Origin of the sequence: Peribacillus deserti (assembly GCF_016909175.1) — a bacterium.
Classification (GTDB): domain Bacteria; phylum Bacillota; class Bacilli; order Bacillales; family DSM-1321; genus Paraperibacillus; species Paraperibacillus deserti.
Map to the genome: position 1 here is coordinate 14,802 of NZ_JAFBFI010000027.1, position 16,643 is coordinate 31,444.

A 16,643-nucleotide genomic window follows, 5' to 3' on the forward strand; every position below is an offset into this window, starting at 1 on the left:
TACGGGGTCCTTTCTCTGATCAAAACATTACGATCTTCAGCCATTCATTGAAAAAAGAAAAAGGCAGCTAAAAGCATACCTTTTTTGTCCATATATAAGGGCGTTCTCTTAAGATTCCATTTGGCGGGCTAAAAATCCTGCTGCTGTTTCTACAGCCTTCCTCTCGACTTCTCCAACTGTAGTTTCTCTTGAGAAAATAACGACAGCGCCAATTGGATCTCCGTTTGCCACGATTGGGCCAATTGTATACGACTGGACGTCTTCGTCATTGCCGTCTACTAAGGAAATTTGCCCTTTTGCAGTTTCTAATACAGAACTTCGGTCTTCCATGGCTTTCTCTACTAGTTCACTGATATTCTTATTTAGATAATCCTTCTTTGACCCGCCAGCTAAGGCAATATACGTATCTCTGTCACAAATTAAAATCGGGCTGCCCAGGCTGTCATACAAAGCTTCTGCATATTCTTTTGCAAAATCGCTAAGCTCGCTGATCGGTGAGTACTTCTTTAAAATAACCTCGCCGTCTCTATCTACAAAAATTTCCAAAGGATCTCCTTCACGGATACGGAGAGTCCTGCGAATTTCTTTTGGAATAACAACTCTTCCTAAATCATCAATACGACGTACGATTCCAGTTGCTTTCATCTTATGTTGCCTCTCTTTCATGATTTGGATAGTGGTGAAAACATTGGAATTTTCACCGTTATTGACCTTAGTATTTTTCAACTGCAAACTTCTATACACTATCTGGGATTTTTCTTGTTTTGTTTTACATGTTTTTAAAAACAAATCTATCCCATGACTATGCAGCCATGGCAATAAAAGGGGTATTTCCGCCCATCTTGATGTAGTAAGAGATTCTTTTTCAAACAGAATGAATGCTTGCCTGGCGCGCTGCCCACACATAGCGGGACACATAAGGACCTAAGCGCGCACATTAGGAACGTTCACTCTTAGTGGCAGGCCTGGCCTTTTCACCCGAGTCTTTTCTGGCAGTTTCCAATCCTTTGATTAACTCATAGATAATGTTAAGCCATTTTTCAGGCGGCACATTCTTGATGTTAAGACTTATTTTTAGATTGCTGCCTTCCATGCCCAAACCAACTATACGGCCATATTTTGAGCCTATCTGAAATAGTTTATGGCCATCTATCTGACTGCTTGTATTTTCTGAGATGATCATTTTAATTTCCTGTTTGGTCTGCTTAATCAATTCGACCCCGTTTCTTAATGCATAAACTTTCGTTTCTGCAATCAAGAAAAGGAAAGCGACTTCTTCAGGATATTCTCCAAATCTGTCGAGCATTTCTCCCTGGAGCTCTTCTAGTTCCTGTATGGAGGTAATTCCTCTGAACCTTTTGTACATCTCAATCTTTTGATGTCCATCCGATAGGTAGGAATCAGGTATATATGCATTGATGTCCAAATCAATCTCCACACTCGGCTTCTGTTCAGCAGCCGTACCCGTTTTCCGCTCGTCAATCGCTTCTTTCAGCATTTGAGAGTATAAATCGAATCCGACTGAATCAATAAATCCATGCTGCGCTGCTCCAAGAAGATTACCCGCACCGCGTATCGATAAATCACGCATCGCAATTTTGAACCCTGAACCAAGCTCTGTAAATTCTTTTATGGCTTGCAGCCTTTTTTCGGCTACTTCCGTTAAGATTTTATCCTTGCGATAGGTGAAATAAGCATAAGCGACACGATTAGAGCGCCCGACCCGTCCTCGGAGCTGATAAAGCTGAGAAAGTCCCATCTTGTCAGCATCGTGAACAATTAGTGTATTAACATTGGGAATGTCTACACCTGTTTCGATGATCGTAGTGGTAACAAGAACATCATACTCACCTTCCATAAATGCAAGCATAACCGACTCTAGTTCAGTTTCGGTCATTTGTCCGTGTGCATAGGTTACTCTTGCATCTGGAACCAACATGGAAATTTCTTCTGCTTTTCTTGCTATATCCTCTACCCTGTTGTATAGGAAATAAACCTGACCATCCCTTGCCAGTTCTCTTTCGATCGCTTCCTTAACTAATATTCCGTTATACTCCATTACATAAGTCTGCACCGGGAACCTATTTTCAGGCGGAGTTTCAATAACAGATAAATCCCTGACACCGAGCATGGACATGTGAAGAGTTCTTGGAATAGGAGTAGCCGTTAAAGTCAGCACATCCACATTGGTTTTCAGCTGTTTAATCTTTTCTTTATGTGTCACGCCAAAACGCTGTTCCTCATCGATAATTAACAAGCCGAGGTCATGGTATTGCAGATCCTTGGATAAAATCCGATGTGTACCTACTACAATATCTACTGATCCTGCTTTCAGCCCTTTAATGGTTTCGTTTTGGAGCTTCCTTGATCTAAATCGGCTTAATAAACCAATATTAATCGGATAATCCTGGAATCGGTCACGGATTGTTTCATAGTGCTGCTGTGCCAGAATGGTAGTCGGTACAAGGAATGCCACCTGCTTCCCATCCATAATCGCTTTAAAGGCTGCACGAATAGCAACTTCTGTTTTGCCATATCCCACATCACCGCATAAAAGCCGTTCCATCGGCCGCTCGCGTTCCATATCCTTCTTAATTTCATAGATGGATCTCAGCTGATCTTCTGTTTCCGTATAAGGGAACGCCGTTTCAAATTCACGCTGCATATCACCATCTGGAGAATAGGCATATCCCTTTGCCGCTTCTCTTTCGGCATACAGCTTAACAAGGTCATCCGCAATGTCCTGCACAGAAGACTGAACCTTACTTTTGACCCGCTTCCATTCGCTGCCCCCAAGCTTATAGAGCTTAGGCTCTTTTCCTTCTGAACCTACATATTTTTGGACTAGATCTATTTGATCTACAGGGATATACAGCTTATCGGTGCCCTGGTATCTTACATGAAGATAATCTTTATGGACCCCGTTAATCACAAGAGTTTCAAGGCCGAGATACTTGCCGATCCCATGGTTGACGTGAACCACATAGTCGCCCGTTTTTAACTCTGAGTAACTTTTAATTCTTTCAGCATTTGAAAGCTTCTGTCTGCGGGGTGCTTTTTTTGTTTTTTTATTAAAGAGCTCATGTTCCGTAATAATTGCCAGACGCAGCATTGGAAGCTCAAACCCTGCATGGAGGCTGCCTTTAGCTATTTGCAGTTTCCCTGGAAGAATTTTACTTTCTTCTGCAAGCTCTGCTGCCTCAATCTCATAATCCTCAAGAACCCTTCTAAGCTTTTTCATTCTCTCTTCATCTGGCCCTAGAATGACAACTGAATATTTCCCTTTTTTCCACCTTTCCAATTCGCCTTTAAATACATTCATCTGTCCATGGAAATTTTGCATTTGTTTACAGGTGAAATTAATAATGTTCTGCGGATTTGTGTAGGGAACATGCCGTAAGAACAGCGTTAGGTAAATAAAAGGATTGGTTGAGCTGTACATGAGGCTGGGAAGTTTATGTGACAAGGCCAGGTCGTGTATAATCTGACCCTCGCCCAGCAGGCTGGTATACCATTCCGCTTCTTCCTTCTCTAAACTTTCATTGATTTCATGAATTCTGGTTATTTCATCAAGGAATATGACTCCATTATCCGGGATGTAATCTAGCAAACTAGCTGGATGTTCATATGCTAAGCTTAAATATTTAAAAAGATGGTCCGGCAGACTTTCATTTTTCAAAAGCTCCAGCTCGTGCCCAATATGCTGAACCATCCGCTCTTTTGCCTTTTCATCTTTCAATTTTTTTAAGCTTTTGCTTAATCCCGCCTCAAGCTTTTCAATCAGTCTGTCCAGAGATTTGCCTTCTATTAACGCCTCGGTGGTAGGACCGATAGATAAAGAGGACAGCTTTTCTATAGAACGCTGATTTTCTATTGAAAAAGCTCTAATCGAATCTACTTCCGTATCAAAAAGTTCGATCCTTATAGGATTCGATTCAGTCAGCGGATATATGTCCAAAATTCCGCCGCGCAGGGAAAATTCCCCTGGAGCTGAAACCATTTCTACTCTTTCATAACCCATTGATACGAGCCAGGAAAGGGTTTCTTCAAGGTTTATATCATCACCTAAATTTAGGGTCAGCTGATATTGCCTCCATATTTCTTTAGGCGGAAGAAGTTTGCGGATACCGGCCATGGGAGCAATAACAATTCCATTGTTATTCTGTGTCCAATGATTGAGCACTTCTATTCTTTGGGCTTTTAATTCCGGACTGGCAACGCTCAGTTCAGCTGCAATCAATTCATTTGCCGGATATAAGAAAATGGCTTCTTCCGGCATAAGTGAAGTTAGATCATCATAAAGCTTCTGTGCCTGCAGTAAGTTGTGGGTTATGATAAGTGCAGGTTTACCGGTCTCTAAGTGAATAGAAGAAATAAACATAGATCTTGAAGAACCGGACATTCCTGCCACCATCTGCTCACGCAGACCTTCTTTTAAACCATTTAAAACGGACTCTACATCATCATTTTTTGACAATGCACGCTGTAAATCATTCACTTCACGTCCCCCTTTCTTTGTTATTCCATGTACCCATTTATCAGGGCTTTTTTTATATTTCAGGCAAACAGAAAAATGCTTTGGAGTTCTTCCAAAGCCTTTTACCTATTGAATTAAATAGTCATTTTGATGCAGATCCGGGTTTCGTTCCAGGGCCTCCTGGCAGTCTTCACAAATGGCATAGATATGATAATCTCCTGCTTCACTGAAACTGATCATTTCCTGCCGTTCTTGATTTGTAAGGGCATGAAACCCTAATTGCTCTGCGGACATTAGAGGTTCATCAATCGTGCCCAGGGCAGTTCCACAATGCCTGCATTGATAGTGATAGGCCATATTTTATCCCCCTGATTAGGTAATCTACTTTGTAGTATGAACCGTGGCAGGGGGTATTTATTCATGCTTGCCGAAAAAAGCATTCTAATCAGGTAATATGGTTTAGTATATTAACCATTGAATTTATTCATTACCTTTAAAAAATCGTTCTCTAACCAATTTTCGCAAGCTTCCGCACAAATATCAACGACTTTGCTCATAAGATCTCGTTCTTCTTTTATAAAGCGGTTTAACACAAAGTCCGGAACGCTTCTTCCGTCAGTTGGGCGGCCTATTCCGACGCGGATTCTATTAAATTCCTGGGTACCTAGATGGGCAATCGTAGATTTGATTCCATTATGGCCCCCTGCACTCCCTTTTTGGCGCAGCCTGATTTTCCCGGGAGGCAAATCCAAATCATCATAAATAACCACCATATCTTGACTGGTCAATTTATAAAAGTTTAACACAGCAGATATGGATTCTCCAGAAAGGTTCATATAAGTTAATGGCTTCAGCAGGAGAACTTTTTCACCCTTTACGAGGCCCGTCCCGTAAATACCCTTATGTTTTGCCTGGTTGAGCGGGATTCCCCACTTGCTTGAAAGTTCATCAATGACTTCAAACCCTATATTATGCCTGGTCCCGTCAAATTGTTTACCGGGGTTTCCCAAACCAATTATTACTTTCATTCTCAACACTCCAATAAAAACTTTGCTAATATATGGATCACTCATAAATTTCTATCATGAAAAAGACGCAACCCTACAGGTTACGTCTATTATAGCTTATTTAATATATTTCTGCTTTATTCAGCCTTGGACTCTGGAGATGCTATGCTTCCGTTTCTCTTCCTTCTTCATTTACGGGTATGCCCCCGCCCTGCTGTTCACCCGTACTGATTTCCTCCTCTTGTCTAGGAGCAAGTATGCTTGCCAGCACCTCTTCATCGTCATGATTAATCGTAATAGTAGAGTAATTTTTCTTAATGTCGCTGACATACAGAGTTTCATTTACTTGGAGATTTGTTACATCGGCTTCGATAGCCTCCGGAATTTCATCTGGCTTAGCGGTAATCGCCAGGTCATGCAAAGACTGCTGTAATACCCCGCCATCCTTGACTCCCTGTGGTGTTCCTGTCAGGGAAACGCGAACCTGAGCACTTATATCTGCTGACATATCTATGTAGAGAAAGTCTGCATGCAAAACCTCATTTTTAATCGGATCAAATTGATAATCTGTAAGCATTACCTCTTGTGTATTACCATCTACATCCAGCGAAATGATTCCGTTTCGTCCTACCTCTTTTATCGTTTTCATTAAATCACCGTTGTTTACTACGATTGATTTACTTTCTTTTTTTCTGCCATATACAACTGCAGGAATATACCCTTCACTTCTAAGACCTGTTAAAAAGGAATTGCGATGCTGCTTACGTTCTTTTGCAGTTAATGTACTGCTCATAAACCTTCACCTTCCTATTCACATGATAATTGCACATACCTTCAAAATTCCCTTCAAATGATATATCTAAACGTATAAAGATTTTTTTGACACCGTTGACCAGGATAACATCTAAAAAAGGCCTGCCGTGGATGGCAAGCCTTTTAAGGAATATATTAATCAAACAGAGTGCTCACAGATTGCTCTTCATGGACACGGATGATCGCTTCACCGATTAATGGAGCTACGGAAAGTTCAACAATTTTGTCTATTTTTTTCTCTTCAGCCAGCACAATAGAATTCGTTACAACAAGTTCTTTAATCTTTGAATTGTTAATTCGATCAATGGCTGGTCCGGATAAAACTGGATGAGTACAGCATGCATATACTTCAGATGCTCCATTTTCTACCAGGGCATTAGCCGCTAAGGTGATGGTACCGGCAGTATCAATAATATCATCAATCAAAATCGCTGTTTTGCCTTCGATATTCCCGACAATATTCATCACTTCTGCCACATTCGGCCTTGGACGGCGTTTATCAATAATGGCAATTGGCGCTTTTAAGCGGTCCGCCATTTTTCTAGCACGGGTAACCCCTCCATGGTCCGGAGACACAATAACGATATCATTGAGGTCCTTTGTCCTAAAATATTCAGCAAGTATAGGAACACCCATTAAGTGGTCAATAAGTATATCAAAGAACCCTTGGATTTGAGGAGCATGCAGATCAAGGGTAATAACCCGGTTAGCACCTGCAGTTTCCAGAAGGTTAGCTACTAATTTAGCAGTGATGGGCTCACGTGCACGTGCTTTACGGTCCTGGCGGGCATACCCATAGTATGGCATCACAATATTTATGGTTTTTGCTGAAGCACGTCTTAAAGCGTCGATCATGATCAGCAGCTCCATTAAATGCTCGTTTACAGGTGCACTTGTAGATTGGATGACGAATACATCGCATCCCCGGATACTTTCTTCAATGTTAATTTGAATTTCCCCGTCACTGAAGCGAGTAACTGAGCATTTCCCAAGTTCCACACCTATAAATTTGGCAATTTCCTTTGCCAATCCCTGATTGGAATTGAGAGTAAAAACTTTCATTTTTGGATCAAGGTACTGATTAGACATGCTGAACCTCCAGTGGTTATTTGTTAAATTTTAAATGCTGAACGTAATTTTCCTTATTGACCTGGCGTGCACGGGCGACGGATAATGCTTCACCTGGAACATCTTCGGTTATAGTTGAACCTGCTGCAACATATGCCCCTTTTCCGATAGTAACGGGCGCTACCAGATTTGAATTACAGCCAATAAAGACACCATCTTCAATTTTAGTCAGGTATTTATTTTTTCCATCATAATTAACAGTAATTGAGCCGCAGCCGATATTTACATCACTGCCAACTTCGGCATCACCTATATAACTCAAATGAGAGGCCTTGCTTCCTTTTCCAAAGACAGCCTTTTTAATTTCAACAAAATTGCCGATCTTTACCTCATCACCTATATCAGAGCTCGGACGAATGTGTGCAAATGGACCGATATTAACATCAGCGCCGATGCTGCTTTCATATGCGGCCGATTGGCGGATAGTTGTATTATCCCCAACCACACAATCTTTAATTTCTGTATTAGGACCAATTACACATTCATTCCCGATTTTGGTTTCACCGGAAAGAATTGTCCCAGGGTAGAGAACGGTATCCTGCCCAATTGACACCCCTGCTGAAATGTAAGTATTAAGCGGATCGATAATCGTAACACCATTTCTCATATGTGTTTCATTTATACGTTTCCGCATAGTGGCTTCCGCTTGAGATAAAGCAACTCTATCGTTCACTCCAAGCGTTTCAGAGAAATCCTCCGTCTGGTACGCTGTTACTGTCTCATTATTCTTTTTAAGAATTTCGATGACATCCGGCAAATAGTATTCACCCTGAACATTTTCATTGGATACATGTTTCAAAGCTTCGAATAAAGCCTTGTTATCGAAACAATAAGTACCTGTATTGATCTCTTTTACTTGTCTCTCTTCATTGGTTGCATCCTTATGTTCAACAATCTTCTCGACTAAGCCGTCACTGTTCCGGATGATTCGTCCGTATCCAGCTGGATTCTCCGTATAAGCTGTAAGTATAGAAGCCTTTGCCTTTCTTTGTTCATGCTGTGCAACAAGAAGCTCCATTGTTTCCGCTCTTATCAAGGGTGTATCACCACAAATTACCAGCGTGGTTCCTTCTTTGCCTGCAAGCAGATCTTCCGCCTGCATAACAGCGTGAGCCGTTCCAAGCTGCTGTTCTTGAAGAACATACTTGCTCCTGTCTCCCAGTTGAGATTTAACTAAATCAGCTCCATGACCAATAACGGTTACGGTACTTTCTATTTCAAGCTTTGATATTTCATCAACGACATGCTCCACCATCGGCTTTCCACAAACAGGGTGTAATACCTTATAAAGCTTCGATTTCATTCGTGTACCCTGGCCGGCAGCCAAAATTACTGCATAGCGATTATTCATAACAGGCCTCCGTTTACCTTTTTATCCATTACGAATATATCTTAAAAGCGTGTGGTTTTCAAGGATACAAGAAAAAGTACATATATTTTTCATATAAGGTGGAATGCTTCCAATTAACTGGAGAATAGAGCGGTGGATTAAACAAAGTGGTTTAACATGAATGTAAGGGGTATCAAAAATAAAAGAGCCTTACTTAGGAAGCAGGCTCTTGATGCGTATTTACTCTTTTTTATCTGCTAAGATCAGGAAGCTCCTGCTTCTTCAAGTTCCACAACTTCCAATTCACCTAGACGATGGTATTCAGCTAATACAGCATCCTGGATTTTGCTGCGAGTAGAAGAGTTAATCGGATGTGCAATGTCGCGAAATTCTCCATCAGGAGTACGCTTGCTTGGCATTGCAACGAATAATCCATTGTTTCCGTCTATTACACGGATATCATGAATAACGAATTCATTGTCCAATGTAATGGATGCAATAGCTCTCATTCTGCCATCGGTAGTCACTCTTCGTAATCTTACGTCTGTTACTTCCATTATTTACACCACCTTGAAATATTTGGGCAAGCTTTTTGGGCTTGTATTAATAATTCAACGTTAAATGTAATATTCCTTCTTAAAAAATAAAATTTTTAGAAAAATTAGGTCTTTTCGGTTGCGATTTGGAATTTATTCACACTGTTATGCCTTTATAAAATGTTGTTTGCTTTTAAATGGTATTGTGAATCCAATCTAATGAGTTCATTGGAGCGGAAGGTGCGAGACTCCTGCGGGAGCAGCGGGTATTGTCCAGTTCCGGACTGACACCTTCGGTCATAAGCCAATCGCCATCAAAAGGCAAAAAGCGCCTTTTCGCTGCCGCTTGTCTTATGCCTGTCAGGTGACTGCTTTTCTAGTGTGATTCTACCTCATAAATAGAGAGCATATCATTTTGTCTCAATTAAGTTAGTTCGTGAAAAGCACCGTCCTCCGCTTTTCTATAAGGTGAGACCCCACAGTCGCTTAAGCGACGAGGAGGCTCAACGCCCGCCCCGCGGAAAGCGAGCATCCTGGAGCGTAAACAACAACTCAACTTGAACAAAAAAAACGCCCGTTTTATTTCACGAGCGCTACAACTTCAATTTCAATCAGTACATCCTTTGGCAGTCTGGCTACCTCCACACACGAACGCGCTGGCTTATGAGCGGCAAAATACTCTCCATACACTTCATTTATTTCCGCAAAATCATTCATATCCTTAATGAAAACCGTTGCTTTTACAACCGTTTCAAGACTTGCACCAGCCTCTTTTAGAACGGCCATAAGATTATTAAAAACCTGATGAGTCTGCTCTTTTACATCCCCTTGCAGCAGTTCTCCTTGTGCTGTCAACGGAATCTGCCCTGAACTGAAAAATAAATTGTTAACAACAATCCCTTGAGAATAAGGTCCAATAGCAGCAGGAGCCTCAGTAGTATGTACAGCCTTCATAGCCAATAACCTCCTTATGATCGATCAAAATAATTTCCTGGTTTAACCGTAATATTCTTTTCTTTTACATCCACATCCGAAAGCTTTACTAAAGATAAATAATCATTCACAAGCCTGCCCTCAGCATTCTCTGATTCAACAAGCACAGATATACCTGCTACAGCCGCATTGAATTCCTCTAAAAGGCTTACCATACCGTTAATGGTACCCCCCGCCTTCATAAAGTCATCCACAATGAGAACTCTTGATCCTTGAGCAAGGCTTCGTTTGGAGAGACCCATTGTCTGAATCCGTTTGGACGAACCCGAAACATAGTTAATGCTGACAGTGGATCCTTCTGTAACTTTGCTGTCACTTCTGACAATAACTACTGGCACATTCAAGTAGCTGGCTGCTGCATAAGCAATGGGAATTCCTTTTGTGGCGACAGTCATCACTACATCGATCGATTTATCTGAGTATGCTGAAGCAATTAACCGCCCTACTTTCTTTAAGACCTGGGGATCTCCTAAGATATCTGTCATAAACAAGTATCCGCCAGGTAAGAGGCGGTCAGGATTTGCTATTGATTCACACATTTCATTAATAAATGCATGCGCTTCATCTCTGTGGCTGTTAACAATATATTTGACTCCTCCCGCAGCTCCGGGCACAGTAACCAATCTCCCGATTCCGCGATGTTCAAAGGTCTCTTTAATAATCGTTAAATCTTCACTAATGGATGATTTAGCAGAACCATACCGATCGGCAAAAAAAGTTAAGGGCACAAGCTGGAATGGGTGGTCGAGCAAATAATGTGTCATATCAACAAGTCTTTCGCTCCGGCGAAATTTCAATAGCGGCACCTCGTTTTAAAAACCGAATATTTTTAATTAATATAACATTAATGTACGGATTTATTCAAGCTTGTTTCGCTCACCGAGAATCCGGACTGTATACACTTGATCACAAAAGCCCCTTAACCCGTTGTAAATCCGCTGAACCCGGGATTCGTGTTCCACCAGGCCAAATACAGTTGGCCCGCTTCCGCTCATTAAGACCGCGTCCGCCCCAAATCTCTTCATCTGATCCTTTATAAGTGCCACTTCAGGATTTGTGTGCAGCGTGACTTGCTCTAATACGTTTTTAAGGTTAGAGCATACTTTTCGGTAATCGGACTGATCAAGCGCTGAAATCATTTCCTCTATATTAGGATGATCAGCATCTGCAACATTCAGTTTTCTATATACATCAGCTGTAGACACACCAATAGTAGGCTTAGCTAAAATTATCCAGCATTTTGGTGGTACTGGCAGATGTTTAATTTTTTCCCCTCTGCCTGCAGCAAGAGCCGTTCCGCCGTAAACACAAAAAGGAACATCAGAGCCAATCTCCGCACCAAGCTCTGCAAGCTCATCCAGGCTTAAGCCGAGCTTCCAAAGCCTATTAAGCCCTCTTAGTGCCGCCGCTGCATCACTGCTCCCGCCTGCGAGTCCTGCAGCAACAGGAATATTTTTTTCAATTGCTATACTAACTCCAGTCCGGACATTATATCTCTCTTTTAAAAGGGCTGCTGCCTGATAAGCTAGATTCCGATTATCATCAGGAACAAACCGATTATGTGAAATAATACGAATCTCATTACTCGATAAATCACTCAGCTCTATCCTGTCAGCCAAATCAACCGTAGTCATCACCATTTCTACTTCATGATATCCGTCAGGACGCTTATAAAGCACATCCAAAGCCAAATTTATTTTAGCAGGTGCTTTCTCCATAAGTTTCATCTTTTTCACCTACTTTACGTCTCTTAAAAATTCTTGTCCATTTTATCATATTTAAGCTTATTCTAAAGCTTTTTTCAAGGGCATTCAAATAGCAGTTCAATTATATTGTGGTTTTTACCAATGGAACCCTGAATGCAATCACTTTTTCCCCATGAAAAAGCCCGGCCGCAGCTAAAGCTGATAGGCCGGGTTCTTGTGCCGCAGTATGGGTTTTTGTTAATGGTCTCGGCGTTCCTTAAGAACGGTTAAGCATTTGCTGCTGAGCTAGTTCTACTGCACGCTTTACCATGTTTCCAGCATCCTTTGCTCTAATGCCGCCCCAGCCTTCCTTTTGGACAACATCATAAAATCCAAGATCTTTAGCCAGTTCTTCCTTAAATGATTCAGACATCATTCCGCCTCTTCTGCCCATTTGGAACAACTCCTTTTCATACTGCGACATCCATAGTTTAAGCAGGGTCATCTAAAACATAAGAGGGTATTATTAGAAATAAACTGAAACGGCCCTCTGCATCGTTTTTAGGCAAATAAAAAAGCAGTAAACAATTTTCGTTTACTGCCCGCTTAAAGCCACGCTTCCTGCTGTTTCATCAAAGAAGGTTAATTGTACAGTTTCTGTTAGAACATCCGCATAACTATAGGAGACTCTTTCAAATGCATTTTCATCCTGATCAAGCTCAATAACAAAAACAGAAGGATACGTCTCTGCTAATGTTCCTAACCGCTCGACTGTTTTTCTTCTTCCACCGTTCGCTTTTAAAAGAAGCCTTTTCCCAAGATTTGAGTCGAGGGCAATTTTAATATCAGCTAAAGTTTTTGGCATTCAGGTCCACCTCACTAAGTGTAGTATATCACAAATCATAACCTTCAGTCAAACAAAAATATAAATTATATCAATTCTTAAATTTGTTTGTCAATGATTTTCTTATAAACCATAATTGCAAAAAACTACATTTTTACTCTACCCTATTTGTCGAAAAATATGTATTTAATTTAAAAAAACTTATATTTTCTTAATTTCTCTTACATGATAGCTATCAGATATTGTCGAATAAAAAAGGTTATATAAAAAACAAGCCGCTAAATACACTCGGCTTGCAGCTATTCTTCATTCTGCTGAACAGGGTTAAAGGGCAGACCCGTACGAAGCACTCCTTTTGTTTCAATGCCTCCTAACCCTTTCTCTCCTGTTAATGTATTTTTTAATACATCCCACACATTGATTCGATCCATAAAAGGAGTGAAGCTGATCTTAGCTACAATATAAACAGGATCAAGCGCGTGGATGTTCACCCTTGAAGGGGAACTTGCAAAATTAGCACCTGCCTGTATAAGAGATTCAAAATGAGATTGACAGGCTCCCGCAAAAATCACGAGCTGATCCAGGTGAGGGATTTTCCTTCTTGCTTCCCTTACTGTTTGAACAAAATGTCTGGAGTGCCGGTAAGCATTTAAATCATTCTTCTTACCTTTAGCTTTAGAGTAAGAATCATGGCCAGTAATGACTAATATATCCGGACGATAAAGTTCTAACATTGGAATAATCTTTTGAGGCATTTCCTTTTCATTGCAATAAATACCCTGTACTGGTATTCCCACCTTTTCATATAGATCCATACATTTTTTCAAATAGGTTGGATCCCCATCTATATGAAGAACTCTTCCGGGAATCTGAAAATAATCTCCGTTATGCCTGTACCCACCGGTAGCATCATAATCTCTTCTCATTTTAAGCAATTCATAGTCCTGGGAAAACAGTAAAAAGGATTTCTCTAGAAGGGCCTCTTCCTGTTTTCTTCTAAAACTTTGCTCTTGTACATTCATCAGCTTTAAGTCATGAAAAGGAGCATCTGCAATCAGTCTAACATCCTCTCCATATAGGACAGCTTGAAGCCCTCCACTCTCTTCCTTAAAGTCAATTACCCGAAATAAAATATCACAGTTAAAAGATATTCGGGCGACAATATCATTTATTTTTATACTCATACTCCTCACCTCATGGTTAGGGAAACTGACCTTTTCTTTCGCATCATTACAGTCTGATCTGTTAAAGCTTTGCAATGCTCCTTGATAGGCTATGCGGGAAAAGAATAATTGGTGAAAACACTTAAATGGAAACACTAAAAAACCCGCAAATCCAGCGGGTTCCTTAGTTACGTATAGTTATTGAAAGTAAGCAAACAGACTATCGCTGAGTTTTCCGAATTCCGGAATCGATAAAGTCTCTCCTCGTCTGCCAGGATCAACGCCTGACTCTGAAAGAGCTTCTAGTATCTGATCCTTCTTCTCTTTTCCGTCTGGTAGCTGGTTAACTAAGTTATTTAGAATGGTTTTTCTTCTTTGAGCAAAACTTGCTCTCGTTACGGTAAAGAAGAAGTTTTCATCCTTTACCTGAACGGCTGGTTCAGTCCTCATCGTTAAACGGATTACGGCAGAGTCGACATTTGGCTGCGGAACAAATACAGTCTTAGGTACAATCATTACGGTCTCAGCCTTAGTATAGTATTGAATGGCAATGGAGAGAGAACCATATTCTTTTGTTCCAGGCTTAGCAGAAATACGATCAGCTACCTCTTTTTGCAGCATTACTACAATTCCCCTTACCGGAAGCCGCTCTTCGAGAAATTTCATAATAATCGGAGTTGTTACATAATATGGAAGGTTGGCCACTACCATTAAATCCTTAAATGCTTCAAAATCACTTTGTATAGCTTCGGATAAATCGGCTTTTAATACATCTTGATGAATTATTTTGACGTTGTCATATGGGTGTAAAGTATCATTTAATATAGGAAGAAGACGCTGATCAATTTCAAAAGCGACCACCTTTTTACTTCTTCTTGCCAGCTGCTCTGTCAAAGCTCCAATGCCTGGCCCTATTTCAATCGCTCCGCTTTCAGCTGTTAACTCAGCAAAGTCAACAATTCGATTAAGAATATTTGTATCTATAAGAAAGTTTTGACCCAGGCTTTTTTTGAATGAAAAGCCATGCTTTTCGAGTATCGTCTTGGTTCTTATGGGAGTCGCGATATCTTTATTCATTTTCTTCCTCCTGTTTGATCTGCATGATGGCCTGTATAAACACATCTCTTGCTATCTGGAACATCTGCAGCCTCTTAGAAAGCTGCTTTCCATTGGTATAGCCTATTTTAAGGAGAAGACCTAACTTTTCCCTGCGTTCCCGAGCACCGCTTCCTCCAATCAATCCTGCCTCCAGCAAGTCCTGCTGGCTGATTTCAGAATGAGTGTGTTCAGTCATTAAATGGGCTTCCTTCAATGCTTCTCTTATAGAGTCAGGGCTGGCATGCTCGACACCTATGCCTTTTCCATTTTTAGGGCGGGCTTTCTCCTTTGACAGAAATGCATGTTTACAGTCGGGCACCTGAGCAGTGATTGTATGACGGATTTTTTCTCCTGGAAAATCCGGGTCGGTGAAAATAATCACACCCCGAGTAGCTTGAGCAAGCTTAATCTGGTCTATAACGGACTGGCTGACCGCAGAACCATTGGTTTCGATCGTATCAGCAATAACCGCCCGATTAATAGCCACTGTATCATCTTTTCCTTCAACAACAATTATTTCTCTAATTTTCATTTTTCCTCCAGATTTATGAAACCTGTCACTATGGTTCATCGTCTATATTTATAGAATTGCAATTAAAAAGGCAGTTTATGTTTTATTTTTACCCTTCTACGCATCCTGCTAACAGCATCGTTTTCCTTCTCGTATTTATGGCTGGTTCATGACTGACACCCTGTCCAGACTTCTACATATGCTCATCCCCCATTTATTGGGATGTAAAGTGTTAACATTTTTATTAAACCCGAGCTCCCGAGTTATATCATAACCTTCGAAAGGATGTACACGCCCTGCGACGACGTTATTATGCCTTGCTAACGCATAAGTGTGACTAAGCTTTTTGTCTTCGCTAATGCTCGTCAATCAGCAAGTCTTCTTTATCGAAAGGCAGCTATCAATAGTTTTGAAAGGCGGCGTTCCAGCTCCGAATAGACTTTATCTTTCATAGCCAAACGGTTCAAAAGGCATAATTATGCTTTCAGAAGTCTTCTTTTGTATAAATGTACCTTGCGATTAAAAATGCACCTTGATCTGCTTTTGGCTATGTCTGGTTCCGAACTGACTTATTTTGATAAGAATACATGGTGAATAGATAAGTTGCTTTAAAAAGCACCTTTCGGTTAAATCTAGCTCCGAACTGACACCCTCGAGTCATAAGTCAATCAGTCCTTGTGAAGAAAACCGCTTCACAATGCCTGCTCGCCTTATGCTTGTCGGATGTCTGCTTTTCTATAATGTAATTTGCAAATATATAAATCCTTCAACATAGTGTTTAAAACACCTCTTCTTTGAAAAGCACCGTTCTGCACTTTTGGTATCATCTAGCTCCGAACTGACTTCCTCGGTCATAAGCCAATCGCCTTCAAAAGGCAAGAACGGCCTTTTGCTGCCGCTTTTCTTATGCCTTTCGGAAGTCTCCTCCGCTGCGCTTCGGACCGTTCTCCGCTTTTGGCAGCGTCTAGCTCCGAACTGACTTCCTCGGTCATAAGCCAATCGCCTTCAAAAGGCAAGAACGGCCTTTTGCTGCCGCTTTTCTTATGCCTTTCGGAAGT

At 41.0% G+C, this 16,643-nt stretch carries 17 protein-coding genes; all 17 read right to left on the reverse strand.

Annotated features, from left to right (window positions below; translation table 11 throughout):
* Positions 1 to 108 precede the first annotated feature (108 nt).
* The gene (gene spoVT, locus JOC77_RS19315; protein WP_204547395.1) at positions 109 to 645 is read right to left on the reverse strand and encodes a stage V sporulation protein T; all 537 of its coding nucleotides are present in this window, start codon (positions 643 to 645) and stop codon (positions 109 to 111) included.
* Between the two features lie 292 nt (positions 646 to 937).
* A complete protein-coding gene (gene mfd / locus JOC77_RS19320; RefSeq protein WP_338047251.1) occupies positions 938 to 4,498 on the reverse strand; it encodes a transcription-repair coupling factor in 3,561 nt (1,186 codons plus the stop codon).
* Positions 4,499 to 4,603: 105 nt separating this feature from the next.
* Positions 4,604 to 4,834, reverse strand: a complete 231-nt coding sequence (locus tag JOC77_RS19325; protein ID WP_204547398.1) for an anti-sigma-F factor Fin — start codon at positions 4,832 to 4,834, stop codon at positions 4,604 to 4,606.
* Positions 4,835 to 4,944: 110 nt separating this feature from the next.
* Complete coding sequence (pth, locus tag JOC77_RS19330; RefSeq protein ID WP_204547401.1) at positions 4,945 to 5,505, reverse strand: aminoacyl-tRNA hydrolase; 561 nt, start codon at positions 5,503 to 5,505, stop codon at positions 4,945 to 4,947.
* Positions 5,506 to 5,647: 142 nt separating this feature from the next.
* Complete coding sequence (locus JOC77_RS19335) at positions 5,648 to 6,277, reverse strand: 50S ribosomal protein L25/general stress protein Ctc (protein WP_204547404.1); 630 nt, start codon at positions 6,275 to 6,277, stop codon at positions 5,648 to 5,650.
* A gap of 155 nt (positions 6,278 to 6,432) precedes the next feature.
* A complete protein-coding gene (locus tag JOC77_RS19340; protein WP_204547406.1) occupies positions 6,433 to 7,386 on the reverse strand; it encodes a ribose-phosphate diphosphokinase in 954 nt (317 codons plus the stop codon).
* A gap of 16 nt (positions 7,387 to 7,402) precedes the next feature.
* Positions 7,403 to 8,776, reverse strand: coding sequence for a bifunctional UDP-N-acetylglucosamine diphosphorylase/glucosamine-1-phosphate N-acetyltransferase GlmU (glmU, locus tag JOC77_RS19345; protein ID WP_204547409.1), 1,374 nt, complete (start codon positions 8,774 to 8,776; stop codon positions 7,403 to 7,405).
* A gap of 242 nt (positions 8,777 to 9,018) precedes the next feature.
* Positions 9,019 to 9,312, reverse strand: coding sequence for a septation regulator SpoVG (gene spoVG, locus JOC77_RS19350; RefSeq protein WP_101640696.1), 294 nt, complete (start codon positions 9,310 to 9,312; stop codon positions 9,019 to 9,021).
* A 558-nt stretch (positions 9,313 to 9,870) separates the two neighbouring features.
* Positions 9,871 to 10,245 carry a RidA family protein gene (locus JOC77_RS19355; RefSeq protein WP_204547412.1) on the reverse strand — a complete coding sequence of 125 codons (375 nt, stop codon included), beginning with the start codon at positions 10,243 to 10,245 and terminating at the stop codon, positions 9,871 to 9,873.
* Positions 10,246 to 10,259: 14 nt separating this feature from the next.
* Positions 10,260 to 11,081, reverse strand: a complete 822-nt coding sequence (gene purR / locus JOC77_RS19360) for a pur operon repressor (protein WP_204547415.1) — start codon at positions 11,079 to 11,081, stop codon at positions 10,260 to 10,262.
* Between the two features lie 60 nt (positions 11,082 to 11,141).
* A complete protein-coding gene (gene ispE / locus JOC77_RS19365) occupies positions 11,142 to 12,011 on the reverse strand; it encodes a 4-(cytidine 5'-diphospho)-2-C-methyl-D-erythritol kinase (RefSeq protein WP_204547418.1) in 870 nt (289 codons plus the stop codon).
* 235 nt (positions 12,012 to 12,246) lie between these two features.
* Entirely contained in the window at positions 12,247 to 12,423 is a 177-nt protein-coding gene (locus tag JOC77_RS19370) for a small, acid-soluble spore protein, alpha/beta type (protein WP_204547421.1), read from the reverse strand.
* Between the two features lie 141 nt (positions 12,424 to 12,564).
* Positions 12,565 to 12,834 carry a biofilm formation stimulator Veg gene (gene veg, locus JOC77_RS19375; RefSeq protein WP_101640702.1) on the reverse strand — a complete coding sequence of 90 codons (270 nt, stop codon included), beginning with the start codon at positions 12,832 to 12,834 and terminating at the stop codon, positions 12,565 to 12,567.
* Between the two features lie 278 nt (positions 12,835 to 13,112).
* Complete coding sequence (gene yabG / locus JOC77_RS19380) at positions 13,113 to 13,997, reverse strand: sporulation peptidase YabG (protein WP_204547437.1); 885 nt, start codon at positions 13,995 to 13,997, stop codon at positions 13,113 to 13,115.
* A gap of 177 nt (positions 13,998 to 14,174) precedes the next feature.
* Entirely contained in the window at positions 14,175 to 15,053 is an 879-nt protein-coding gene (gene rsmA / locus JOC77_RS19385; protein WP_204547440.1) for a 16S rRNA (adenine(1518)-N(6)/adenine(1519)-N(6))-dimethyltransferase RsmA, read from the reverse strand.
* Positions 15,046 to 15,606, reverse strand: coding sequence for a ribonuclease M5 (gene rnmV / locus JOC77_RS19390; RefSeq protein ID WP_204547443.1), 561 nt, complete (start codon positions 15,604 to 15,606; stop codon positions 15,046 to 15,048). Before rnmV ends, rsmA begins: the two co-directional genes overlap by 8 nt.
* A gap of 830 nt (positions 15,607 to 16,436) precedes the next feature.
* The coding region (locus JOC77_RS19395) for a hypothetical protein (protein ID WP_204547446.1) at positions 16,437 to 16,643 on the reverse strand (207 nt) is incomplete at its 5' end.